This is a genomic window from Pseudomonas sp. EU05-FHT14B02 (genome assembly GCF_058791055.1).
The window spans coordinates 129,797-153,356 of sequence record NZ_JBYTDD010000003.1 but is presented as its reverse complement, the minus strand read 5'-3'; the positions used below and the strand labels follow the sequence as shown (position 1 = coordinate 153,356).

Here is a 23,560-nt window from a genome sequence, read left to right as displayed (position 1 = left end):
GCACTATGACTCTTCGAATCGCAATCAATGGTTTTGGCCGCATCGGCCGTAATGTCCTGCGCGCACTCTATACCCAGGGCTACCGTCAGGATCTACAGATCGTTGCCATCAACGACCTGGGCGACAGCGCGATCAATGCTCATCTGCTCAAGTACGACACCGTTCACGGCACATTCGATGCCGATGTCCAGCACGACCAGGAGAGCCTGACGGTCAACGGCGACCGCATTTCGGTCAGCGCCATCCGCAACCCGGCCGACCTGCCCTGGGCCGCGGAAAAAATTGATGTGGTGTTCGAATGCACCGGTTTGTTCACCGACCGGGCCAAAGCCGCCGCGCATATTACGGCGGGCGCGCGCAAAGTCATTATCTCGGCACCGGCCAAAGGCGCCGACGCCACCGTCGTCTACGGGGTGAACCACGACATTCTGCGCCAATCGCACCAGATCATTTCCAACGCGTCGTGCACCACCAACTGCCTGGCCCCGGTGGCCCAGGTGCTGCACCGCGAACTGGGCATCGAAAGCGGTCTGATGACCACCATTCACGCCTATACCAATGACCAGCACCTGACCGACGTCTATCACGTCGACCCGTACCGCGCCCGTTCGGCGACCCAGAACATGATCCCGAGCAAGACCGGTGCTGCTGAAGCGGTGGGCCTGGTGCTGCCGGAACTGGCCGGCAAATTGACCGGCATGTCGGTGCGCGTACCGGTCATCAATGTGTCTCTGGTGGACCTGACGGTACAGCTCAAGCGCGAAGCGTCGGCCGATGAGGTCAATGCGCTGATGAAAGAAGCCAGCCAGCACTCGAAGATCCTTGGCTACAACACCCTGCCGCTGGTCTCCAGCGACTTCAACCACAATCCGCTGTCGTCGATCTTCGACGCCAACCACACCAAATCCAGCGGCAAATTGCTCAAGGTACTGGCGTGGTATGACAACGAGTGGGGCTTCTCCAACCGCATGCTCGATAACTGCCTGGCGCTGTGCAACGCCGAATAAGCAGCACGTCCCTTCCTTCTTGCTCGCGATGGTCGTTAACGATAACGCGGGGAACCTGATGCCCCGCGGTGCTCTACAGTCCATCGCGAGCAGGCTCGCTCCTACAGGGTGCGTGTCATTTCTGGAGCCAGCATCGATGATCGGCATCAGCTTTACGCAAAAGACCCTGGCGGCGCGCAAGCGTATCGCCCTGGTTGCCCATGACCACTGCAAGATGTTCTTGCTGGACTGGGCCGAACGAAAAAAAGACAGACTGGCCCGACATGATCTGGTCGCCACCGGCACCACGGGGTTGTTGCTGCAACAACGCCTCGATCTGCCGGTGCAAAGCATGATCAGTGGGCCACTGGGCGGCGACCAGCAGCTCGGTGCGCAAATCGCCGAGCAGCGGGTCGACATGCTGGTGTTTTTCTGGGACCCGTTCGAGCCACAGCCCCACGACCCGGATATCAAGGCGTTGCTGCGGGTCGCTGCAGTGTGGAACATCCCGGTGGCGTGCAACGAATGCAGCGCCGACTACCTGCTCAGCAGCCCTCTGATGGATCAGGCGCACCCCCATCGAATCCCCGACTACGCGAGCTATTTGCAAGGTCGTGCTTAATCCTTGATAAATCAGTCCTTGACCGCCAGAGCTGATGAGAAGCATTATCATTTGCTCCAAATGGATCAGGTTCTCCCGTGAGTCAGTCGCGCTTCAACCACGTTTTCCTCACCCAGCGCACCTCCCTGCTGCGCACGCTGGAGCGGATGGTCAACAATCACAGCACCGCTGAAGACCTCTTGCAGGAAACCTACCTGCGGGTGACCCGGGCATTGAGCGAACGGGCCATCGATCATCTTGAGCCTTTTGTCTTCCAGACGGCGCGCAACCTGGCGCTGGACCATTTGCGCGCGCGGCGCATCCATTCGCGCACCATGGTCGACGACGTGCCGCAGGAGGTGATGCACAGCGTCGCCGCCCCCGCCAGCAGCGCCGAAGACGCCGCCCATGCCGAACAATTGCTGGAGCGCCTGAACGTGAGCCTCAGTGAACTCAGCGCCCGCCAACAGCGGATTTTCATCCTCAGTCGCCTGCACGGGCACAGCTACCAGGAAATCGCCGAAGAGCTGAACGTATCCCTCAGTACCGTGCAGAAAGAACTCAAATTGATCATGTCGATCTGCATCGGGGTTGCCGATCGCTTGAACGCCAACTGAGCGCCAAGCCCCTGCGCTTACCTGGACCGACTGCGCTGATCATTGGGCTTTGCTACCCTTGGCCCACTTTTACGCTTCACTAAAAAAACAGCCGTGCACAGACACTGCCGAGGAAACACCGTGACGGACAACCACCGCTCCCCCGAGCCTTCATCGGCGCAGGACCCCGCAAGCGCGATGGACCAGGCCCTGGACTGGCTGATCGTGCTCGGCAGTCCCGACGAGGAGCAGAGCCGCCAGTTCCATGCATGGCTCGACGCCGATCCGTTGAATGCCCAGGCGTTCGCCAAGGCCCAGGCGATCTGGGACGGCCCGCAAGTGGCGCAATGCGCGCAAAGCCTGGCCGCCCGTCCGGCTAAAATCACTGTCCTCGCCCGTCTGCGCCCGCACTGGAAACCACTGGCCACCGCCGCCGTGCTGCTGCTCGGACTGTTCAGTTTCAGCAGTTTGCCGATGCGCCTGCAGGCCGATCACCTGACTGTGGTCGGCGAACGCCAACGCCTGCAACTGGAGGACGGTTCCAGGGTTCTGCTCAATACCAATTCGGCGTTCTCAAGCACCATCAACGACCAGCAACGTGTTGCCCGCCTGTATCAGGGCGAAGCGTTTTTCGAAGTGCAGGCCAATCGCAGTCAGCCACTGGAAATCGACGCTGGACCGGTCACGGCCAGCGTTCGCGATACCGCATTTGCCGTGCGTTACCTCGACGGTGTGGCGCAGGTGCAGGTACAGCGCGGCGACGTCGACTTGCGCGCCACCCGGGATGACGCGCGGGTACGCTTGTCCGCCGGGGAAAGCATTCGCATCGGTCCCAACGGCTTCGACCGCCCGGCCAAGCTGGATGCCGCCACCGACCTTGCGTGGGTCCAGGGACGGCTGGTGTTCGAAAACTGCCCGTTGAACCAGGTACTGGCAGAACTTCGCCGCTATTACCCGGGCTGGATCATCAACAATAACGACCAGTTGGCCGATGTCACCGTGACCGGCAACTACCGTCTCGATCAGCCGCTGGACGTGGTTCGCTCCCTGGCCCACATCACCTCGGCCCGGCTCCAGGAATTCCCGGCGCTGGTCATCCTGAACTGAATGAGAATTATTTTTACTCGATAGCCAAACCCCGTACGTCTCGTTATAGCCAATGCAATTGATTCGCATCTCACCATGCCAATCAGCACCTATAAAGATTCGTGCGACACGGAGCGCTATCGATGTCCCCTCGCCTTACCCGCCAAGCCCCTACACCTTCCCGCGTGCTGTCGCTGCTGACCGCCGCCATCCTGATGGCCGGTACCGCACCGCTCATGGCCGCCACCGCCACCGAGCAGTCGAGCCGCAAAATGGGCGACTACTCGTTCGCCATTCCCCAGCAATCACTGGTGTCGGCACTCAATGCCTTTACCACCGTAACGGGCTGGCAGATCGGTGTGTCGTCGGAGCTGGCACAAGGTGTGGCCTCGCCGGGAGTGCGCGGCTCCCTGTCACCAGAGAAAGCGCTGGATCGCCTGTTGGTGGGGACCAACCTGAGCTATCGCAAACTGGGTAACAACAGCATCGTTCTGGAAAAGCGCAGCGGTAGCAGTGCCCTGAATCTCGATCAGGTGACCATCAGCGCCACCCGTAACGAACAGTCTGTGAATAGCGTGCCGAGCACGGTCTCTGTCTATACCCGCGAAGATCTGGACCGCAACAACGTCAATACCATCAAGGAGCTGGTGCGCTACGAACCCGGTGTTTCGGTAGGCGGCGCAGGCCAGCGGGCCGGTATCACCGGCTACAACATTCGCGGCATCGATGGCGACCGCGTGCTGACCCAGGTCGATGGCGTGCAGGTACCCGACGGCTTCTTCAACGGCCCCTATGCCCAGACCAACCGCAACTATGTCGACCCGGAAATCGTCAAGCGTGTGGAGATCCTCCGGGGCCCGGCCTCTGTTTTGTACGGCAGCAATGCCATTGGCGGTGCCGTCAGCTACTACACGCTGGACCCGGACGACATCATCAAGCCGGGCAAGGATGTCGGCGCGCGCCTGAAAACCGGCTACAGCTCCGCCGACGACAGCTGGTTGACGTCCGGCACCGTCGCCGGCCGCACCGGCGAGTTCGATGGCCTGTTGCATCTCAGTCAACGCAACGGTCATGAAACAGAGTCCTATGGCGAAACCGGCGGCACTGGCCTGAACCGCACTGAAGCCAACCCCCAGGACGCGCGCACCACCAGCGTGCTGGCAAAACTGGGCTGGAATTATGCCGACGACGCGCGCCTGGGCCTGACCTACGAGCATTACAAGGACGACCGCGACACCAATCAATTGAGCGCAGTGGGCGGCCCGTTCAATGCCGGACGCGGTTTCGGCTACTACAAGTCCCGTACCGGTAACGACACGATCACCCGCGAACGCTTTGGCCTGGAACACCGCTTCGGTCTGGACAGCGCCCTGGCCGACAACATCAAGTGGACGCTGAACTACCAGATCGCCAAGACCGACCAGAGCACCGAGGAAATCTACGCGCCGCCGTCACGAACCGTGCTGCGTAACCGCGATACCACCTACAAGGACCGCCAATGGGTATTCGATGCCCAGGCTGACAAGTCGTTTGCCATCGCCGACACCGACCACCTCGTCACCTATGGCACCACCATCAAGCAGGACAAAATCACCGGCCTGCGTACCGGTACCGGCACCTGCCTGACCGTGGCCGGATCCTGCCGTGTGATTGGCGCCCCTAGCGCCACCGACACGCTGACACCCGCCAGTGACTTCCCGGACCCGACCGTCAACAGCTACAGCCTGTTCGCCCAGGATCTGATCAGCTGGGGCAACTGGACCTTTGCGCCAGGTGCTCGCTACGACTACACCGAGCTCAAGCCGCACATCACCGAAGAGTTCCTGGCTACCGCCGACCAGAGCGGTAACGGTACGGTGAGCGACGAGACCAAAACCTGGCATCGCCTGTCGCCGAATTTTGGCACTACCTACAGCTTCAACGACCATTACACCTGGTATGGCAAATACGCTGAAGGCTTCCGCACCCCCACCGCCAAGGCGTTGTACGGTCGTTTCGAAAACATCGCCGGCGGCTATCGAGTAGCGCCTAATCCTGACCTCGAACCGGAAAAAAGCAAAAGCTACGAGACGGGTTTGCGCGGCAACTTCGAGCAGGGCTCGTTTGACGTGGCGGTGTTCTACAACAAATACCGCGACTTCATTAACGAGAACGCCATCACTCCGGGCTACACAGAGACCACGTTCCAGAGCAACAACATCAAGCACGCCACTATCAAGGGTGCCGAGGTCAAGGGACGCCTGAATCTCGACGCCTTCGGCGCGCCGCAAGGCCTCTACACCCAGGGCTCGGTGGCCTATGCCTACGGTCGCAACGACGACAACGGCGAGCCGCTCAACAGCGTCAACCCGCTGACCGGCGTATTTGGCCTCGGCTACGACCAGGACACCTACGGCGGCTTGCTCAGCTGGACGCTGGTGAAAAAGAAAGACCGCGTCGACAGCACCAGTTTCAAGACCCCGGACGGCACCAGCACCCAGTTCAAGACGCCCGGCTTCGGCATTCTGGACCTGAGCGCGTTCTACAAGGTGACCGACGACGTGACCGTCAGCGGCGGCGTCTACAACCTCACCGACAAGAAGTACTGGCTGTGGGATGACGTGCGCGGCTACGACAGCGTCGGCGAAGCCTCGGTGACCCAACCGGCCAACCTCGACCGTCTGACCCAGCCGGGTCGCAACTTTGCGGTCAACCTGATCTGGGATATCTGATCCGCTCATCTCGCCTGGCGGTTTCATCAAGCCGCCCGGTGAGGACTTTTTACTGTCAGGCGCCTTTCGGTTCGTCTCGTTACCAAGCGCCTCTCTTTCTCCAAGGATTTGCCATGACTACCCAAGCCACCGAACAACACCCCAACCTGCGTTCGCAACGTTTGAACCAGATCACCCACGAGCCGCACAGCAAGCTCGATGCCTTGGTCAAGGCTCATGCCCCGTTTGAAACCCCGGCCAATTTCGCCCGTTTCGTGGTGGCGCAGTACCTGTTCCAGTCGGAACTGATGTCGCTGTACAACGATGCCGAACTGACCAACGTCGTCCCGGACCTGCCGGCCCGCTGTCGTGCCGATGCAGCCAGGGCCGACCTCGCGGACTTGGACACCGACGTACCGGCACCTGTCGCCGGTGCACTGAAGAACCCGACCAAGGCCGAGGCCCTGGGCTGGATCTTCGTCTCCGAAGGCTCGAAGCTCGGCGCGGCGTTCCTCATCAAGCGCGCCGTAGGCCTTGGCCTGAGCGAAACCTTCGGCGCCCGCCACCTCGGCGAACCGGCCGGAGGCCGCGCTGAAGGCTGGAAGAGCTTCGTCAAAACCCTGGATGGCCTGGCGTTCAGCGCCCGGGAAGAAGCCGAAGTGGAAAAAGGCGCCATCGATGCGTTCAACCGTTTTACGGTGTTGCTGGAGCAGGCTTACGCCAGCGCTCCGGAAGTCGCCTGACATACCACATTCCCCTGTGGGAGCGAGCTTGCTCGCGATGACGGTATTCCAGACAGCAATATTGTCGACTGATACTCCCCTATCGCGAGCAAGCTCGCTCCCACAAGGAACGAAGCGAATCCGTAAGATTTCGATCAGCCTCACACGTTGCCTTGAGCCCATGCCAGCCTCCTCCAGACTCTCCCGCCTCCTCTTCGGCCTGCTGGCCTATGCCAGCCTGAGCATCGGCCTGATCGCCATCGTCATACCCGGCCTGCCAACCACCGAGTTCATCCTGCTGGCCGCCTGGGCCGCAACCCGCAGTTCGCCGCGCCTGAGTGCCTGGCTGGAAAACCACCGGCTGTTTGGCCCCATCCTCCATAACTGGCGCAACGGCAAGATCATCGCGCGTCGAGCAAAAGTCAGCGCCACAATCAGCATGCTGTTGTGTGCCGGTCTGATGCTGGCGATGCTCGATCACGGCTGGCCGATTTACCTGGCAATTGCCGGCATGGGGCTGGGCAATCTGTGGATCTGGTCACGGCCGGAATCACTGCCGCAAGTCACCTGAAACCTCTTCAAACCGCCCTGTGACAGCCGACAACGGCATACTTGAAAGTACCTACTTCCTGTTCGGACTTCTCCTACGTGTTTATCAGGTCATCCATGACCGGGTTTGGCCGTTAAGCACGATGAACCCACACAATGAGAAGCTGACATGAATGTAAGTGACGCTGCATCTTTTCAAATTCCGTATCCGCAAACAGTGAAGGCGAGCCCGGAAAAAGCCCAGCTTGAGAAAGTCGACACTCCGGTAATGGATGACAGGTTAAAGCTGACCATAGAGAAACTCCGAGCTCCTCGAAGTGAGCCTAGAAATCTCAGTAGCGAAAAACTGGATGAGGTGGAGGAGTTTTTGAATGAGCTCGAATCAATTAACGGGTTCTATGACCTACCTCCCCTGATTGAAAGCTTTAGATATTCAATGATCAGGCATCATGAATTCCAGGCAAATTTGATGCTCAAAAAAATGGATGAGATTTACTCCGACTTCAAAAAAGACCTGCAAAACAAATGGTCTGGCCTGGCCCATAACGTAATGGGCTTCACCGTGGCCGAAGACGGTCAGTTGAAAGTCACTTCGCCCCCCGACACCCTGACTGCCAGGGATGAGGAAATATTGAATACCCTGTTGAACGAGGCCAAAGGCTTGCAACCCCTGAGCTTCAAGCACGCCAAGACCGTAATCGAGTTGATTCAACTGGATAAGCCACAGTTCGAGGGCAAGGTGAAACTGGACCTAAGCAACTTCCACAAGATGATTGACTATGGATTATTGCTGAACAAAGGTGCGCTTGACCTGAGCAGTACAGACTCCTGGCTGGATCAATTGCATAAAAAAGCCGAAAAGGACCCGAGCGAGAGAAAGCAGGGACTGCACATCGAGGCCTGATCGTTTGAAAAAGCCCGGTAAAGCGATGTACATCATCGCGTTGCCGGGAATATGCCGGATCTAGTTATGCAACATGTTTTGATAGCATATCTGAGCGAATGAAACGTTCGGCACGTTGTGACCGCCCACCCCCGACGCCTCTTTGTCTTGAACCTGAATCGACCAATATCCCAGGTTGTATTCGACCTCCCACTTATAGCGATACTTGCCACTGCTGGTCCAGAAAGGATCAGACTTCAACTGGCCATAGCACCTGCCCAACTCAAGGGCTTGCGCGGCGCTACCAGTGCTGTCCGTTATAAGGTCGAACCTTTCGTCATCCCCCCCCTTGTTCAATATCAAGGTAGCTTTAGCGCCTTCGAGCGGCTGCCCTGTCGAATCCCTCAATCGGACCGACCAGTTCAGGACTCTGTAGGCCTGCGTGGTCGCCCAGTACAGCGGCAGCTCACCGGCATCGCCCCGGACGCGACTGTCGGCGTAGTAAGGTGCTGAACCAAACTCAAGCGTGTAGATATCACCCGCCACGAACGGGGCGGACGGATTCTTCGAGATGCGAACCTGAACTTCCTGATTCGGCTGCAAACCAGAAACCGTTAAGGGTGTACCCCAAGGGATTACGGCCCAGTTTCCATCGCGATTGTATTCCAGCGTCAATGGCCCGCCTTTCGTCCCACTCGCACGGATCCACACATCCTGCCCCCGCACCGCCATGAAGCTGTATTGCTTCACATCCGTTTCGTCAGCCAGACTTTCCTTGAGGGTGTTCAGCTTGTCCGGCAGTACCGTGGCCGCCGAGGGAATTTGAGAGGCAATACCCGAAATAGCTGCCGAGTTCAGAAAAGACATGGCAGGAGCCGCGCCTGCCGCCAACAACATCCCCCAAATCAACAACACCGAGCGCAACCCGGTCCTTTTAAAGCAAGTAATCCACATAGAGTCTTCTCATTATTTTCTGTCAGATGCCGAAAGCCAAAGCTTCCGGAAGTGTTCCACCGAGGTGGCATCTGCATTGAAACGTCCTGCCGTTTATGAGAAGCGGTACATATGTATTTTGTGAATTTCATTCAGGCGCTTCGAGACCGGCGTCCCTGATGCCCCCTGAGTTCACCCCGCGCTTTTTCCTCTTTTTATCCCCATTTACGGCACATTTTTCTGCGCAAACGTTCAACAACTACCGCTCGTCGGGTTGTCCCTCATGTAACCTCTTCGCCACGCCGATGTGCATTGATCGGCGCTAAACGGACTTAGCGAGTGAGCCGCAACGGCCCACAGCCAACACTTCATCCATTCGCGAGTTCGCCCTATGTTCGACTCAGTGTCCATCCGCCTGAAAATTGTCCTGCTGTCCGGTCTGTGCCTGCTGGGCGTAGTCGCCTTGATAGTGGGCATGAACATCTACCAGACCAATCAGAACGATGATCTGGTCAGCGACTCCAGCAGCAGAATGCTCACTGCCAGTGTGCAGGACCTGCTCCAGGCCAAGGCCGCCGAGCAGGCGGTGCGGGTGCAGAAGACCTTCGGTGAAACCCTGACGGTGGTGACCGCCCTCGCGGACCAGATCCAGGACATGCGCAACCTGGCCGCCAAACGCTCCCTCGAGCCCGGCGTCTTGCGAGAAGAGTTGAACCAGAGTCTGAAAACCGCCTTCGAGCGCAACAGCAAAGTACTGGGCATTTGGCTGGCGTTCGAACCCAATGGGCTGGACGGCAAGGACAGCGAATTCGTCAATGACGCCGCCCGCCAGTCCAACGAGATCGGCCGTTTCGCCACGTACTGGAGCCGCGCCGGGGGTGAGTCGCTGAACACGATCATGGTCGAAGAAGACATGACCAAAACCACCCTGAACCTCAGCGGCACGCCGTACAACGTCTGGTACACCTGCCCGCGGGACAGCAAGCGCATCTGCCTGCTCGACCCGTATGCCGATACCGTCGGCAACAAGGAAGTGTTGATGACCACCATTTCCGTACCGCTGCTGGTAGATGGCAAGTCCATCGGCGTGGTCGGCATCGACATCGCCCTCGACGCTCTGCAAGCGGCGGCGGTCGACTCCCAGCGCGACCTGTTCAACAGTGCCGGGCACATGCTCATCGTTTCCGGCACTGGCGTGCTGGCCGCCTACAGTGTCGACGCCGGCAAAGTCGGCAAGAACATCGGCGACACCCTGGGCGGCGATGGCAAGGACATCCTGCAGTTGCTCGCTAGTGGCGCGCCGAAGATTCTCCAGCAAGGCGACCTGATCCGAGCGGTTTACCCAGTCAGCCCGATTGCCGATGCCAAGGCCTGGGCCGTGGTGATCGACCTGCCCAGGCAAGTGCTGCTGGCCGACTCAGTGAAACTGCAAGCGGTACTCGACGATGCTCAGCAAAGCGGCACGATCAAGGCACTGTCGGTGGCAGTGATTGCCGGTGTGATCGGTCTGCTGCTGATGTGGCTTACCGCGTCCGGCGTGACCCGCCCGATCAATAGCGTGGCCGACATGCTCAAGGCGATTGCCAGTGGCGACGGCGACCTGACCCAGCGCCTGCACTACAGCAAGAAGGACGAGTTGGGCGAACTGGTGAGCTGGTTCAACCGCTTCCTCGACAAGCTGCAACCGACCATCGCGCAGATCAAGCAAAGCATCACCGATGCCCGTGGCACGGCCGACCAGTCTTCGGAAATCGCCCGTCAGACCAGTGAAGGCATGCAGGTGCAGTTCCGCGAAATCGACCAGGTCGCCACCGCGTCCAACGAAATGAGCGCCACCGCCCACGATGTTGCCAATAGCGCCTCGAACGCGGCCAACGCGGCGAAAGGTGCCGACCAGTCGGCCCGCGACGGCATGCAAATCATCGAGCGCAGTACCCGCGACATCAATCAACTGGCCGATGAAGTCAGCAAGGCCGTGACCGAAGTCGAAGCCCTCGCAGTCAACAGTGAGCAGATCGGTTCGGTGCTGGAGGTGATTCGCAGTATCGCCGAACAAACCAACCTGCTGGCGCTCAACGCCGCCATCGAAGCCGCCCGTGCCGGTGAAAGCGGTCGTGGCTTTGCGGTGGTCGCCGATGAAGTGCGCAACCTGGCCAAACGCACCCAGGACTCGGTGGAAGAAATTCGCCTGGTGATCGAACGCATCCAGAGCGGCACCCGCGGCGTGGTCGCCACCATGCACTCAAGCCAGACCCAGGCCCACAGCAACGCCGGGCAGATCCAGCAGGCCGTCCAGGCCTTGGGCAAGATCAGCGATGCGGTCACCGTAATCAGCGACATGAACCTGCAAATCGCCAGCGCCGCCGAACAGCAAAGCGCCGTCGCCGAAGAGGTCAACCGCAACGTCTCGGCGATCCGCACCGTCACCGAAACCCTGACCGGCCAGGCCACCGAATCGGCGCAGATCAGCAGCCAGCTCAACTCCCTGACCACCCACCAGATGAAGTTGATGGATCAGTTCCGCGTTTAAAGAACCTACCGAAGATCCCACATGGATTTCATCTGACCTGGAATTTTTTGAACTATGATCGGGCTCTCGCTCCGGAGGGCTCTTCAATGACTGATCTGCTCACGTCCATTCAAGCCGTACTCGGTTTGCCTCACACCCCGATTCCATTCACGTCCAGTGGCGCCTTGCCCTCGGCGTTTGCCGTCACTGATCTGGCCTGCGCCAGCATGGCCGTCGCCGGCCAGGCTGCCAGCGAACTGCTGCACCAACAAACCGGGCGCCTGCCCGACCTTGAAGTTGACCGACGCCTGGCGTCATTCTGGTTCGCAACCTCGATTCGCCCGCTTGGCTGGAGCGTTCCGCCGTTGTGGGACCCGATCGCGGGTGACTACGCCACCCGCGATGGCTGGATTCGCCTGCACACCAACGCGCCCCATCACCGCGCCGCTGCCGAAAGCGTGCTCGGTGCCTGTACCGACCGCGCAGCGATGGCCGACAAAGTGGCTCGGTGGGCGAAAAGCGATCTGGAACAGGCTGTGGTCGATGCCGGTGGCTGTGCCGCCGAAATGCGCACTTGGGAACAATGGCAGGTCCATCCTCAAGGCCAGGCGGTAAACGCAGAACCCTTGATTCAATTCGCCAACCACCCAAGCCGGAGCCGCCAACCGTGGACAGGTTCAGTGGCTCGACCACTGGCTGGCATCAAGGTGCTGGACTTGACCCGGGTACTGGCCGGCCCCATCGCCAGTCGCTTTCTGGCAGGCCTGGGCGCCGATGTCCTGCGCATCGATCCGCCGACCTGGAACGAACCTGGAGTGGTGCCGGAAGTCACCTTGGGAAAACGCTGCGCGCGTCTTGATCTGAACGACAAGTCCGACCGTGCCGTATTCGAATGCCTGCTCAAGGACGCCGACATTCTGCTTCATGGTTATCGTGCCGATGCACTGGAACGACTTGGACTGGGCATGAATGAGCGCCGGCAACTGAACCCGGGCCTGATCGATGTTTGTCTAAACGCCTATGGCTGGAGCGGCCCCTGGCAAAATCGGCGGGGCTTCGACAGCCTGGTGCAGATGAGCAGTGGCATTGCCGAAGCGGGCATGCGCTGGAAGCAGTCGGACAAACCGACGCCATTGCCGGTGCAGGCCCTCGATCACGCCACTGGGTATCTGATGGCGGCCAGTGCGATCCGGTTGTTGGCGCAGCGGTTGAGCGACGGTATCGGGGGGGCGGCGCGATTGTCGTTGGCGCGTACGGCGAGGTTGTTGATCGAGCATGGGGCGGGGACGAGTGAAGCGTTACGTGCGGAAGATGAGCAGGATCAGGGGTTGATGGTGGAGCAGACACCCTGGGGACCGGCGCATCGGTTGCAGGTGCCTCTGAAGATCACAGGAACGCCTCTGCAATGGACCTTGCCCGCGACTGAACTGGGTTCACATCCCGCACAGTGGTGGTGACAGTCATGGCGCCATCGCGAGCAAGCTCGCTCCCACAGGTGACCGAGACCTTCCGAGAGACCGCCATCAACTGTGGGAGCGAGCTTGCTCGCGATAGCGCCAGAAACAGCAGCACAAATTCCGGATCAGCTCAGTCCGCCCGACTCAAGGAAGTCCACAGCACCTGCGCCGCATAACCTCGATACGGCCGCCACCCTTCAGCCCGCTGCAACAGTTGCCTGGCTGTCACCGGCCCCCCCTCCAGCGCCGCCAACGCATTGATCAGCCCGACATCACCATTGGGAAACCCATCCATCTCCCGCAACTGTCGCAAGGCAATGTATTGCGCCGTCCAGTCACCAATCCCGTACAACGCCAGCAACCGCGCTACGCCCCCCTCCCGGCCGGGCTCAAACAATCGCGGATCATCGAGCAGTGCCTGAGCCACCCCAGACAAGGTCCGGCCTCGGCTTTTCGGCATGCCCAGCGCGGCCAGATCTGCGCCTGCCAAAACGCTGGCCCGGGGAAAAACATGGGTCAATCCCGCTAGCGTTGAACTCAGTGGCGTGCCGTACTGCGCTACCAGTTTCCCCGCCAGGCGGATCGCCGCCGCCACCGTAATCTGCTGCCCCAGTACCGCGCGGATCGCCAGCTCCAGCCCGTCCCACGCCCCGGGTACGCGCAGGCCCGGGCGTTCGGCAATCAACCGCGCCATCAGCGGATCAACCGCCAGGCGTCGGTGAATCGTGGACAGGTCGGCATCCAGGTCGAACATTCGCCGCACTCGCGCAACGATCTCAGGCACGGCAGCAACCTCCGGAAAGTCCAGGGTCAGCTCAAGTGCATCGGATGTTGCAGCCTGGATCGAAAACGTACCGTGAACGCCATCCAGGTCGATGCTGCGCGAGTACACACCCTCGACCACCCTTTCCAGGCCCACGATCGCCCGCGCCGACAAGAACCCCAGGAGCGCCGGCCAGTCATAGGGCGGCTGGTACGCCAGCAACAACCTCACAGACTGAGCAACCCGCTGTACAACCCGTAAGCTGCCAGCCCCGCACCACCGATGACACAGGTGAAAATACCTCTCTCGACAACCGTGAACAGTGGCTTGCCCTGCTCATTACGAGCCTTGGCGAACAGGATCACACCCGGTGCATACAGCAGCGCCGACAGCAGCAAATACTTCAGGCCGCCGGCATACAGCAGCCACACCGCGTAGCCCAGAGCGATGCCACCAATGAGCAGGTCCTTGACCCGCTCGGCGGGTGCCTGTTGATAGGTTTCACCCCGTGCGCACAACAACACTGCATACGCCGCCGACCACAGATACGGCACCAGAATCATCGAGGACGCCAGGTAAATCAGGCTGGTGTAGGTGCCGGCGGAAAACAGGGTGATCAGCAGGAACAATTGGATCATCGAGTTGGTCAGCCACATCGCATTGACCGGCACATGGTTGGCGTTTTCCTTGGTCAGGAATGCCGGCATGGTCTTGTCTTTCGCCGTGGCGAACAGTATTTCGGCGCACAGCAACGCCCAGGACAACAAGGCCCCAACAGCGAGATCGCCAGGCCGATGCTGATCAGCAACGCCCCCCAGGGGCCGACGATATGTTCAAGCACTGCCGCCAGCGAGGGGTTCTGCAGTTTCGCCAGTTGCGGCTGGGTCATGATGCCCAGCGACAGCACGTTCACCAGCACCAGCAGTGCCAATACCCCAATGAACCCGATCACCGTCGCCCGGCCCACGTCGGAACGTTTCTCCGCCCGGGCCGAATAGACACTGGCCCCCTCGATCCCGATGAACACGAACACGGTGACCAGCATCATGTGCCGAACCTGATCCATCACGCTGCCGAATTCCGGGTTGTTACGCCCCCAGATGTCGGCGGTGAAGATATCCGCCTTGAACGCCACGGCGGCAATCACGATGAACATGATCAGCGGCACGATCTTGGCCACGGTGGTCACTTGATTGATGAACGCCGCCTCCTTGATCCCGCGCATCACCACAAAATGCACAGTCCAGAGCAGCACCGAAGCGCAGACGATGGCGATCGGCGTGTTGCCTTCGCCAAACACCGGAACGAAATAACCGAGGGTGCTGAACAGCAGCACGAAGTAGCCGACGTTGCCCAGCCAGGCGCTGATCCAGTAGCCCCAGGCCGAGGAAAAACCCATGTAATCGCCGAACCCGGCCTTGGCATAGGCGTACACCCCGGAGTCCAGCTCCGGCTTGCGATTGGCCAGGGTCTGGAACACGAACGCCAGGGTCAACATGCCGACGGCGGTGATTGCCCAACCGATCAGGATCGCCCCGGCATCGGCCCTGGCCGCCATGTTCTGCGGCAGGGAAAAAATCCCGCCGCCGATCATCGAACCCACCACCAGCGCGATCAGTGCGCTAAGGCGAAGCTTGTTCGGTGATTGCGACATCGTTGCATCTCCATTTTTCGTTGGTGGGCGGCAACGGCCGCGAGATCGTCACATAACGAGCGTCAACTAAACTGATGAAGAGTAATAACGTTTGTTGGATAACGCCAACCAGCCTCTTTTTTACTTGCACAAAATGGCTATTTTGACACCCATATATTCATTTGCTTTATACGCACTTTTAATATGTCAACTCTGTACAAAAAAACGCATAAACAAAACTTGCAGATTCGAAAACCCCAACTAGCGTCATAATTCGAAACAAATACAAAAAGTGCTAAAACAAACTGAAAAAGCCTCTAGAACAGGCATTACAGACAGAAACACCGTAAGCGATGGCACTCCGCCAGCAAACTGCTAACACTCTAATTTAGTGATCTAAGTCAGCTGATTCAGCAGTCAACGGAATTAGTCTGTTGCCTCTCTTCTCCTGCATTGGAGCCATGCAATGTCTGAAACTCCCGGAAAACTGAAACTCGGCGCGCTGGTTGCGTTAGTCGTGGGTTCGATGATTGGTGGCGGGATATTTTCCTTGCCACAAAACATGGCGGCCAGCGCGGATGTCGGCGCCATTCTGATCGGTTGGGCGATCACCGCCGTCGGCATGTTGACCCTGGCGTTCGTGTTCCAGACCCTGGCCAACCGCAAACCCGATCTTGATGGCGGGGTTTACGCCTACGCCAAGGCCGGGTTCGGCGACTACATGGGCTTCTCGTCCGCCTGGGGGTACTGGATCAGTGCCTGGCTGGGCAACGTCGGTTACTTCGTACTTTTGTTCAGCACCCTCGGCTACTTCTTTCCGATATTTGGGGAGGGGAATACCCCCGCTGCCGTGATCGGCGCCTCGGTGCTGCTGTGGGGCGTACATTTCCTCGTACTGCGAGGAATAAAGGAAGCAGCGTTCATCAACCTGGTGACCACTGTCGCCAAGATCGTGCCGCTGCTGCTGTTCATGTTGATTGCGGTATTCGCCTTCAAACTGGAGATCTTCACCGCCGACATCTGGGGCCTGAAGAACCCGGACCTGGGCAGCGTGATGGACCAGGTGCGCAAGATGATGCTGGTCACCGTGTGGGTGTTCATCGGCATCGAAGGCGCGAGCATCTTTTCGGCCCGGGCGGAAAAACGCAGCGACGTGGGTAAGGCCACCGTGATCGGCTTCGTCACCGTGCTGCTGTTTTTGGTCCTGGTCAACGTGCTGTCGCTGGGGATCATGACCCAGCCGGAGCTGGCCAAACTGCAGAATCCGTCGATGGCCGCCGTGCTGGAGCACGTGGTCGGTCACTGGGGTGCGGTGCTGATCAGCGTCGGTTTGATCATCTCGTTGCTGGGGGCGCTACTGTCGTGGGTGCTGCTGTGTGCGGAGATCATGTTCGCCGCCGCCAAGGACCACACCATGCCGGAGTTTCTGCGCAAGGAAAACGCCAACCATGTACCGGTCAACGCCCTGTGGCTGACCAACGCCATGGTGCAGGTTTTCCTGATCATCACATTGTTCTCGGCCAGCACTTACCTGTCGCTGATCTACCTCGCCACCTCAATGATCCTGGTGCCTTACTTGTGGTCGGCAGCCTACGCCTTGCTGCTGGCGGTGCGCGGCGAAAGCTACGAAGGCGCCGCGGGCGAGCGGCAGAAGGATCTCATCATCGGCGCGGTGGCTCTGATCTACGCGGTCTGGCTGTTGTACGCCGGCGGCATCAAGTACCTGCTGCTGTCCGCCCTGCTCTACGCCCCCGGCGTGATCTTGTTCGCCAAGGCCAAGCTGGAAATCAACAAACCGGTTTTCACCAACGTCGAGAAGCTGATTTTCGCTACGGTGGTCGTCGGCGCCATAGTGGCGGCCTACGGTCTATATGACGGCTTCCTGACTCTGTAAACCCATGTTTTTGTCATCTGGAGGATCACTGAAATGACCACGGAAAAAGTTAAGTACGGCGTCCATTCCGAGGCCGGCAAACTGCGCAAAGTCATGGTTTGCTCCCCGGGACTTGCCCATCAGCGGCTGACCCCGAACAACTGCGATGAACTGTTGTTCGATGACGTGCTATGGGTGGCCCAGGCCAAGCGCGACCACTTCGACTTCATCACCAAGATGCGCGAACGCAACATCGATGTGCTGGAAATGCACAACCTGCTGACTGACATCGTCGCTATCCCCGAAGCCCTGGACTGGATTCTGGAGCGCAAGGTCACCGCCGACTCGGTGGGCCTGGGCCTGATCAACGAAACCGCCTCGTGGCTGCGCAGTCTGGAGCCGCGCAAGATCGCCGAGTTCCTGATCGGTGGCGTTTCGGGCGATGACTTGCCCACCAGTTTCGGTGGCAAGGCCATCGAGATGTTCCGCGAACTCCTCGGCAACTCCAGCTTCATCCTGCCGCCGCTACCCAACACCCAGTTCACCCGCGATACCACCTGCTGGATCTACGGCGGCGTCACCCTTAACCCGATGTATTGGCCGGCACGCCGCCAGGAAACCCTGCTGACCACCGCCATCTACAAATTCCACCCCGAGTTCACCAACGCCGACTTCCAGATCTGGTACGGCGACCCGGACAAGGACCATGGCAACTCCACTCTCGAGGGTGGTGACGTGATGCCGATCGGCAATGGCGTGGTGTTGATCGGCATGGGCGAACGCTCGTCGCGGCAGGCCATTGCCCAACTGGCGGTGAACCTGTTCCAAAACAAGGCCGTCGAGAAAGTGATCGTCGCCGGCCTGCCGAAATCACGCGCGGCCATGCACCTGGACACGGTGTTCAGCTTCTGCGATCGCGACCTCGTCACGATCTTCCCGGAAGTGGTGAACCAGATTGTCGCCTTCACACTGCGTCCCGATGAAAGCAAAGCGGGCGGCATCGATATCCGTCGTGAAGAAACCAGCTTCCTCGACACCGTGGCTCAGGCCTTGAACCTCAAAGCGTTGCGCGTGGTGGAAACCGGCGGCAACAGCTTCGCCGCTGAACGCGAGCAATGGGACGACGGCAACAACGTGGTGGCCGTTGAGCCAGGCGTGGTCATCGGCTACGACCGCAATACCTATACTAATACCCTGCTGCGCAAGGCAGGCGTGGAAGTGATCACCATCAGTGCCAGTGAACTCGGCCGGGGACGGGGCGGCGGCCATTGCATGACCTGCCCGATCATCCGCGACCCGATTGACTACTAACCTGTTCACCTTAGGAGATCCAAAATGGCGTTCAATATCCATAACCGCAATCTGCTGAGCCTGGAACACCACACCCCTCGCGAATTGCGCTACCTGCTCGACCTGTCCCGCGACCTCAAGCGTGCCAAGTACACCGGCACCGAACAGCAGCATCTCAAGGGCAACAACATCGCGCTGATCTTCGAAAAGACCTCGACCCGCACCCGCTGCGCGTTTGAAGTTGCAGCCTATGACCAGGGCGCCAACGTCACCTACATCGACCCGAATTCCTCGCAGATCGGCCACAAGGAAAGCATGAAGGACACCGCCCGCGTGCTCGGGCGCATGTATGACGCCATCGAGTACCGTGGCTTCAAGCAGGAAATCGTCGAGGAACTGGCCAAGTTCGCCGGCGTACCGGTGTTCAACGGTTTGACCGACGAATATCACCCGACGCAAATGATCGCCGACGTGCTGACCATGCGTGAGCACGCCGACAAGCCGATCCACGAGATCAGCTACGCCTACCTCGGCGATGCGCGCAACAACATGGGCAACTCGCTACTGCTGATCGGCGCCAAGCTCGGCATGGACGTGCGCATCTGTGCGCCGAAAGCCCTGTGGCCGGCGGACGACCTGGTGGCGCGCTGCAAACAGTACGGCGAAGAAAGCGGTGCGCGCATTACTCTCACCGAAGACCCGAAAGCGGCGGTCAAGGGTGTGGACTTCATCCACACCGACGTCTGGGTGTCGATGGGCGAGCCGGTCGAAGCCTGGGCCGAACGCATCCAGCAACTGCTGCCGTATCAGGTCAACGCCGAACTGATGAAGGCCACCGGCAACCCGCGCACCAAGTTCATGCACTGCCTGCCGGCGTTCCACAACTGTGATACCAAAGTCGGCAAGCAGATTGCCGAGCAGTACCCGCACCTGAGCAACGGCATCGAAGTGACCGATGACGTGTTCGAGTCGCCGGCCTGCATCGCCTTCGAGCAAGCGGAAAACCGCATGCACACCATCAAGGCGATTCTGGTGTCGACGCTGGCTGATCTATAACGGCTGACTGGCTCCCACTGACGGAACACGGTCAATGTGGGAGCAGGCTTGCCTGCGATGGCAGCGCCGCGGTGCATCTGACAGACCGCGGCGATCCCATCGCGAGCAAGCTCGCTCCCACAGGGTCAGGGTTCCATCGACAGACCGAGTCGCCCGTTTACTTCTCTTTTAGAAGGACTAGCACCATGCGTATCGTCGTAGCTCTTGGCGGTAATGCCCTGCTCCGCCGGGGCGAACCCATGACCGCTGACAACCAGCGCGCCAACATCCGGATCGCCACCGAACAGATTGCCAAGATCCATCCCGGCAACCAACTGGTCATCGCCCACGGCAATGGCCCTCAAGTCGGCCTGCTGTCATTGCAGGCGGCGGCCTACACCTCGGTTTCGCCTTATCCGCTGGACGTGCTCGGAGCCGAAACCGAAGGCATGATCGGCTACATCATCGAACAGGAACTGGGCAATCTGCTGGACTTCGAAGTGCCTTTCGCGACCTTGCTGACCCAGGTCGAAGTCGATGCCAATGACCCGGCCTTCAAGAACCCGACCAAACCCATCGGCCCTGTCTATACCAAGGAAGAGGCCGAAGCACTCGCCGCCGAGAAAGGCTGGGCCATTGCCCCGGACGGCGACAAATACCGTCGCGTGGTCGCCAGCCCGAAACCAAAACGCATCTTCGAAATCCGTCCGATCAAATGGCTGCTGGAAAAAAGCAGCATTGTGATCTGCGCCGGCGGTGGCGGCATTCCGACCATGTATACCTCGCCCGGCAAACTCGAGGGCGTCGAAGCAGTCATCGACAAGGACCTGTGCTCGGCACTGCTGGCCGAACAGCTTGAAGCCGATCTGCTGGTGATCGCCACCGACGTCAACGCCGCCTTCATCGACTTTGGCAAACCCACGCAGAAAGCCATCGCCCAAGCCCACCCCGACGAAATGGAGAAACTCGGCTTCGCCGCCGGCTCCATGGGACCGAAGGTGCAGGCAGCCTGCGAATTCGCGCGCCATACTGGGAAAGTCGCAGTGATCGGCTCGCTCTCGGACATCGAGGCGATCGTCCAGGGCAAGGCCGGTACGCGCATCAGTACGGTGACACCAGGCATCAGCTATCAGTAAACGAAACGGCGGGGCAGGCCTGGGGCAGGCCCCAATTCAAGACATTTTAAAGGAGAGTCAACAATGGCAACGTTCGAGCCGGGTCACCTGCACATCGAGCGACACGCGCTGAACAAGGATGACGTCAGCTACAACATCTGCATCGACTATGAAGTCGCCCAGGACCCCAAGGAAGGCAAAGGGATGCAGTTCAAGATGCACGGCAGCATCCAGGGCAAGGACATGAGCGAGACGTTCTTCCTGCCCAAGGACATGGCCTACAACTTCGCCAGCAACGTCACCAAGATTGCCGAGAAGCACGGCATCCCGAAACCCCTTAGCAACATCGGTTCGATCCACAAGCATTACGACGCAATGTTCGAGGACGTGCGGGTACAACTGAACATGAAATCGGGCGACCCGGTCAAACCCGAGCACCTGGAATAACCCCGGACTCTGTGAACACCACCGATCCCTGTGGGAGCGAGCTTGCTCGCCCCCACAGGGGGCGTACGCCCAATCGAAGTCCGCGCAGGATTTCAACATTAGCCCGCCCCAAGGCATACTTGCCACCCTTCGCACTGCAGAACCCAAGACCGCCCCATGCGTATCCACGTCAGCTTCATCGACCGCGTCGGTATCACCCAGGAAGTCCTGGCCCTGCTCGGCGGGCGCAATCTGAACCTGGATGCGGTGGAAATGGTCCCGCCCAATGTTTATATCGACGCCCCGACTCTGAGCCCGCAAGTCCTCGAGGAACTGCGCGATGCCCTGTTCAGCGTGCGTGGCGTGCAAGCGGTGACGGTGGTCGACATCCTGCCTGGCCAACGCCGGCACTTGCAGCTCGACGCCTTGCTCGCTGCCATGACCGACCCGGTCCTGGCACTGGACAGTGACGGTAAGGTGCTGCTGGCCAACCCGGCCCTGATCGCCCTGTACGGCCGCGAACCGGACGGTGAAAGCGTGGCCGACCTGTTTGCCGACCCGGCCTTGCTCGACGCCTTGCTCGAACACGGCTTTCGCCTGCCGCTGCGGGAAATCACCGTCAACGGCCAGACCCTATTGCTCGACGCCACACCGATTACCGACGCCGGTGCCCTGCTGACCCTGTACCAACCGAACCGCATCGGCGAACGCCTTTCCGCGCTGCACCATGACCACGCCGAAGGTTTCGATGCCCTGCTCGGCGAGTCGCCGGTGATCCGCACCCTCAAGGCGCGCGCCCAGCGGGTGGCGGCCCTCGATGCACCGTTGCTTATCCAGGGCGAAACCGGCACCGGCAAGGAACTGGTGGCCCGCGCCTGCCACGCCATCAGCGCACGGCACAGCTCACCCTTTCTGGCGTTGAACTGCGCGGCATTGCCGGAGAACCTCGCCGAAAGTGAGCTGTTCGGCTACGCCCCCGGCGCCTTCACCGGCGCACAACGAGGGGGCAAGCCGGGGCTGATGGAACTGGCCAACCAGGGCACGGTGTTTCTCGATGAAATCGGCGAGATGTCGCCGTACTTGCAGGCCAAATTGCTGCGTTTCCTCAACGACGGCAGTTTTCGCCGGGTCGGCGGTGACCGTGAGGTCAAGGTCAACGTACGGATCCTCAGCGCCACCCACCGTGACCTGGAAAAAATGGTCAGCGAAGGCCTGTTCCGCGAGGATCTGTTCTATCGCCTCAACGTCCTCAACGTCGAAGTGCCGCCCCTGCGCGAGCGCGGCCAGGACATCCTGCTGCTGGCCCGCTACTTCATGCAGCAGGCCTGTGCGCAGATCCAGCGACCGATCTGTCGCCTGGCGCCGGGCACTTACCCGGCGCTGCTGGGCAACCGCTGGCCAGGCAACGTGCGGCAATTGCAGAACGTGATCTTCCGCGCTGCGGCGATCTGCGAAAGCAGTCTGGTGGACATCGGCGACCTCGACATCGCCGGCACCTCGGTAGCCCGCCAAGGCGATCATGACGTCGACAGCCTGGAACAGGCCATGGACGAGTTCGAGAAAACCCTGCTGGAAAAACTCTACGCCAGCTACCCCTCGACCCGGCAACTCGCGACCCGGCTGCAAACCTCCCACACGGCGATTGCCCATCGGTTGCGCAAGTACGGGATTCCGAGCAAGGCCTGAAGCCTGACTCCCACAGGTTTTGTGTCTTGCCGAGAGATATCTCCAAAAACGACCTCCATCTGTACTGAAAGCGCTACAGCGGAACGATATCGCTACACCCCCTCTCCGATCGCGGCTGTGCAAGGCTTTGATCCACCTCGGCTTTTATCCTTGACATATACCGTATCGATTTCGCTACAGCGATTGATTTTCAGTGTTTGTCAAAACCAGCTAAATCATTGATTAAAAACGATAAAAACAACGTTGGCCGCGTTCTTGCTATGTAGTCCTCCATAACCTGGGCATTACCCAAGCCTTCAATCGCGTCCACCAGACGAGTCTGGCCCCTTAGGAGTTTCCATGAGCGAGTTGCGTTTTACTGAAGATCACGAATGGCTGCGCACCGAAGCTGACGGCAGCGTCACGGTCGGCATCACCGCTTTCGCACAGAACGCCCTGGGCGACGTGGTTTTCGTTCAACTGCCTGAGCTGCAGTCCTACGACAAAGGCGCCGAAGCCGCCACCGTGGAATCGGTAAAGGCTGCAAGCGGCGTGTACATGCCGCTGGACGGCGAAGTGCTGGAAGTTAACCCGGCGCTCGACAGCAGCCCGGAACTGGTCAACGAAGATCCGCTGGGCGAAGGCTGGTTCTTCCGTTTCAAACCAAGCGACGCCACCGCTGTCGGCCAACTGCTGGATCAGGACGCCTACGACCGCCTGATCAAAGCCCAAGCCGAAGCCTGAGGAG

19 protein-coding genes and 2 pseudogenes are annotated in these 23,560 nt (G+C 59.8%); 18 read left to right on the top strand and 3 right to left on the bottom strand.

Going from position 1 to position 23,560, the window contains the following annotated elements; genetic code table 11:
- Nucleotides 1-5 precede the first annotated feature (5 nt).
- The 8 genes from gap (at nucleotide 6) to AC3WTM_RS04440 (ending at nucleotide 8,134) form a co-directional block, all read left to right on the top strand.
- Complete coding sequence (gene gap / locus AC3WTM_RS04475) at nucleotides 6-1,007, top strand: type I glyceraldehyde-3-phosphate dehydrogenase (RefSeq protein WP_007974423.1); 1,002 nt, start codon at nucleotides 6-8, stop codon at nucleotides 1,005-1,007.
- A 136-nt stretch (nucleotides 1,008-1,143) separates the two neighbouring features.
- Nucleotides 1,144-1,608, top strand: a complete 465-nt coding sequence (locus tag AC3WTM_RS04470) for a methylglyoxal synthase (RefSeq protein ID WP_102670332.1) — start codon at nucleotides 1,144-1,146, stop codon at nucleotides 1,606-1,608.
- Between the two features lie 77 nt (nucleotides 1,609-1,685).
- On the top strand, nucleotides 1,686-2,204 hold the full coding sequence (locus AC3WTM_RS04465) for an RNA polymerase sigma factor (protein ID WP_102670333.1): 519 nt from the start codon (nucleotides 1,686-1,688) through the stop codon (nucleotides 2,202-2,204).
- Between the two features lie 120 nt (nucleotides 2,205-2,324).
- Nucleotides 2,325-3,290, top strand: coding sequence for a FecR family protein (locus tag AC3WTM_RS04460; protein ID WP_102670334.1), 966 nt, complete (start codon nucleotides 2,325-2,327; stop codon nucleotides 3,288-3,290).
- A gap of 122 nt (nucleotides 3,291-3,412) precedes the next feature.
- Entirely contained in the window at nucleotides 3,413-5,980 is a 2,568-nt protein-coding gene (locus AC3WTM_RS04455; RefSeq protein WP_102670335.1) for a TonB-dependent receptor, read from the top strand.
- Between the two features lie 113 nt (nucleotides 5,981-6,093).
- Nucleotides 6,094-6,702, top strand: coding sequence for a biliverdin-producing heme oxygenase (locus AC3WTM_RS04450; RefSeq protein WP_102670336.1), 609 nt, complete (start codon nucleotides 6,094-6,096; stop codon nucleotides 6,700-6,702).
- A gap of 160 nt (nucleotides 6,703-6,862) precedes the next feature.
- Complete coding sequence (locus tag AC3WTM_RS04445; RefSeq protein WP_102670337.1) at nucleotides 6,863-7,252, top strand: YbaN family protein; 390 nt, start codon at nucleotides 6,863-6,865, stop codon at nucleotides 7,250-7,252.
- 147 nt (nucleotides 7,253-7,399) lie between these two features.
- A complete protein-coding gene (locus tag AC3WTM_RS04440; protein ID WP_102670338.1) occupies nucleotides 7,400-8,134 on the top strand; it encodes a hypothetical protein in 735 nt (244 codons plus the stop codon).
- Nucleotides 8,135-8,194: 60 nt separating this feature from the next.
- Here the strand turns inward: AC3WTM_RS04440 and AC3WTM_RS04435 are convergent, their stop codons facing one another.
- Nucleotides 8,195-8,980, bottom strand: a complete 786-nt coding sequence (locus AC3WTM_RS04435; protein WP_146023706.1) for a hypothetical protein — start codon at nucleotides 8,978-8,980, stop codon at nucleotides 8,195-8,197.
- Between the two features lie 457 nt (nucleotides 8,981-9,437).
- Between AC3WTM_RS04435 and AC3WTM_RS04430 the strand changes: the two are divergent.
- The 3 genes and pseudogenes from AC3WTM_RS04430 to AC3WTM_RS04420 form a co-directional block, all read left to right on the top strand.
- Nucleotides 9,438-10,718, top strand: a pseudogene (locus tag AC3WTM_RS04430) (methyl-accepting chemotaxis protein); the annotation flags it as partial.
- Nucleotides 10,719-10,820: 102 nt separating this feature from the next.
- Nucleotides 10,821-11,576 (top strand): methyl-accepting chemotaxis protein, encoded by a 756-nt coding sequence (locus AC3WTM_RS04425; protein ID WP_371918577.1) that lies wholly within the window; start codon nucleotides 10,821-10,823, stop codon nucleotides 11,574-11,576.
- An 86-nt stretch (nucleotides 11,577-11,662) separates the two neighbouring features.
- Nucleotides 11,663-13,012: a CoA transferase gene (locus AC3WTM_RS04420; RefSeq protein ID WP_102670341.1), complete on the top strand. Its 1,350-nt coding sequence runs from the start codon at nucleotides 11,663-11,665 to the stop codon at nucleotides 13,010-13,012.
- Between the two features lie 130 nt (nucleotides 13,013-13,142).
- On the opposite strand, the gene AC3WTM_RS04415 is transcribed toward AC3WTM_RS04420, so the two are convergent.
- A complete protein-coding gene (locus tag AC3WTM_RS04415) occupies nucleotides 13,143-14,006 on the bottom strand; it encodes a DNA-3-methyladenine glycosylase family protein (protein ID WP_102670342.1) in 864 nt (287 codons plus the stop codon).
- A pseudogene (gene arcD / locus AC3WTM_RS04410) lies at nucleotides 14,003-15,429 on the bottom strand (arginine-ornithine antiporter). Before arcD (AC3WTM_RS04410) ends, AC3WTM_RS04415 begins: the two are co-directional and overlap by 4 nt.
- Nucleotides 15,430-15,874: 445 nt before the next feature.
- Here arcD (AC3WTM_RS04410) and arcD (AC3WTM_RS04405) point away from each other — a divergent pair.
- The 7 genes from arcD (AC3WTM_RS04405) to gcvH all read left to right on the top strand — a co-directional run bounded on the left by arcD (AC3WTM_RS04405) (nucleotide 15,875) and on the right by gcvH (nucleotide 23,556).
- On the top strand, nucleotides 15,875-17,302 hold the full coding sequence (arcD, locus tag AC3WTM_RS04405; RefSeq protein ID WP_102670343.1) for an arginine-ornithine antiporter: 1,428 nt from the start codon (nucleotides 15,875-15,877) through the stop codon (nucleotides 17,300-17,302).
- A 33-nt stretch (nucleotides 17,303-17,335) separates the two neighbouring features.
- The gene (gene arcA / locus AC3WTM_RS04400; protein WP_102670344.1) at nucleotides 17,336-18,592 is read left to right on the top strand and encodes an arginine deiminase; all 1,257 of its coding nucleotides are present in this window, start codon (nucleotides 17,336-17,338) and stop codon (nucleotides 18,590-18,592) included.
- A gap of 24 nt (nucleotides 18,593-18,616) precedes the next feature.
- Nucleotides 18,617-19,627, top strand: coding sequence for an ornithine carbamoyltransferase (locus tag AC3WTM_RS04395; protein WP_007974406.1), 1,011 nt, complete (start codon nucleotides 18,617-18,619; stop codon nucleotides 19,625-19,627).
- A 185-nt stretch (nucleotides 19,628-19,812) separates the two neighbouring features.
- A complete protein-coding gene (gene arcC, locus AC3WTM_RS04390; RefSeq protein WP_102670345.1) occupies nucleotides 19,813-20,742 on the top strand; it encodes a carbamate kinase in 930 nt (309 codons plus the stop codon).
- A 63-nt stretch (nucleotides 20,743-20,805) separates the two neighbouring features.
- On the top strand, nucleotides 20,806-21,168 hold the full coding sequence (locus tag AC3WTM_RS04385) for a DUF5064 family protein (RefSeq protein WP_102670346.1): 363 nt from the start codon (nucleotides 20,806-20,808) through the stop codon (nucleotides 21,166-21,168).
- 156 nt (nucleotides 21,169-21,324) lie between these two features.
- On the top strand, nucleotides 21,325-22,833 hold the full coding sequence (gcsR, locus tag AC3WTM_RS04380) for a transcriptional regulator GcsR (protein ID WP_102670347.1): 1,509 nt from the start codon (nucleotides 21,325-21,327) through the stop codon (nucleotides 22,831-22,833).
- Between the two features lie 339 nt (nucleotides 22,834-23,172).
- Entirely contained in the window at nucleotides 23,173-23,556 is a 384-nt protein-coding gene (gene gcvH, locus AC3WTM_RS04375; RefSeq protein WP_007982298.1) for a glycine cleavage system protein GcvH, read from the top strand.
- Nucleotides 23,557-23,560 lie beyond the last annotated feature (4 nt).

Bases quoted from the DNA above. Each gene is read 5' to 3' on its own strand.
- gap (WP_007974423.1), top strand. From the start codon at position 6: ATGACTCTTCGAATCGCAATCAATGGTTTTGGCCGCATCGGCCGTAAT.
- AC3WTM_RS04470 (WP_102670332.1), top strand. From the start codon at position 1,144: ATGATCGGCATCAGCTTTACGCAAAAGACCCTGGCGGCGCGCAAGCGT.
- AC3WTM_RS04455 (WP_102670335.1), top strand. From the start codon at position 3,413: ATGTCCCCTCGCCTTACCCGCCAAGCCCCTACACCTTCCCGCGTGCTG.
- AC3WTM_RS04450 (WP_102670336.1), top strand. From the start codon at position 6,094: ATGACTACCCAAGCCACCGAACAACACCCCAACCTGCGTTCGCAACGT.
- AC3WTM_RS04445 (WP_102670337.1), top strand. From the start codon at position 6,863: ATGCCAGCCTCCTCCAGACTCTCCCGCCTCCTCTTCGGCCTGCTGGCC.
- AC3WTM_RS04440 (WP_102670338.1), top strand. From the start codon at position 7,400: ATGAATGTAAGTGACGCTGCATCTTTTCAAATTCCGTATCCGCAAACA.
- AC3WTM_RS04435 (WP_146023706.1), bottom strand. From the start codon at position 8,980: ATGTCTTTTCTGAACTCGGCAGCTATTTCGGGTATTGCCTCTCAAATT.
- AC3WTM_RS04425 (WP_371918577.1), top strand. From the start codon at position 10,821: ATGCAGGTGCAGTTCCGCGAAATCGACCAGGTCGCCACCGCGTCCAAC.
- AC3WTM_RS04420 (WP_102670341.1), top strand. From the start codon at position 11,663: ATGACTGATCTGCTCACGTCCATTCAAGCCGTACTCGGTTTGCCTCAC.
- arcD (WP_102670343.1), top strand. From the start codon at position 15,875: ATGTCTGAAACTCCCGGAAAACTGAAACTCGGCGCGCTGGTTGCGTTA.
- arcA (WP_102670344.1), top strand. From the start codon at position 17,336: ATGACCACGGAAAAAGTTAAGTACGGCGTCCATTCCGAGGCCGGCAAA.
- AC3WTM_RS04395 (WP_007974406.1), top strand. From the start codon at position 18,617: ATGGCGTTCAATATCCATAACCGCAATCTGCTGAGCCTGGAACACCAC.
- arcC (WP_102670345.1), top strand. From the start codon at position 19,813: ATGCGTATCGTCGTAGCTCTTGGCGGTAATGCCCTGCTCCGCCGGGGC.
- AC3WTM_RS04385 (WP_102670346.1), top strand. From the start codon at position 20,806: ATGGCAACGTTCGAGCCGGGTCACCTGCACATCGAGCGACACGCGCTG.
- gcsR (WP_102670347.1), top strand. From the start codon at position 21,325: ATGCGTATCCACGTCAGCTTCATCGACCGCGTCGGTATCACCCAGGAA.
- gcvH (WP_007982298.1), top strand. From the start codon at position 23,173: ATGAGCGAGTTGCGTTTTACTGAAGATCACGAATGGCTGCGCACCGAA.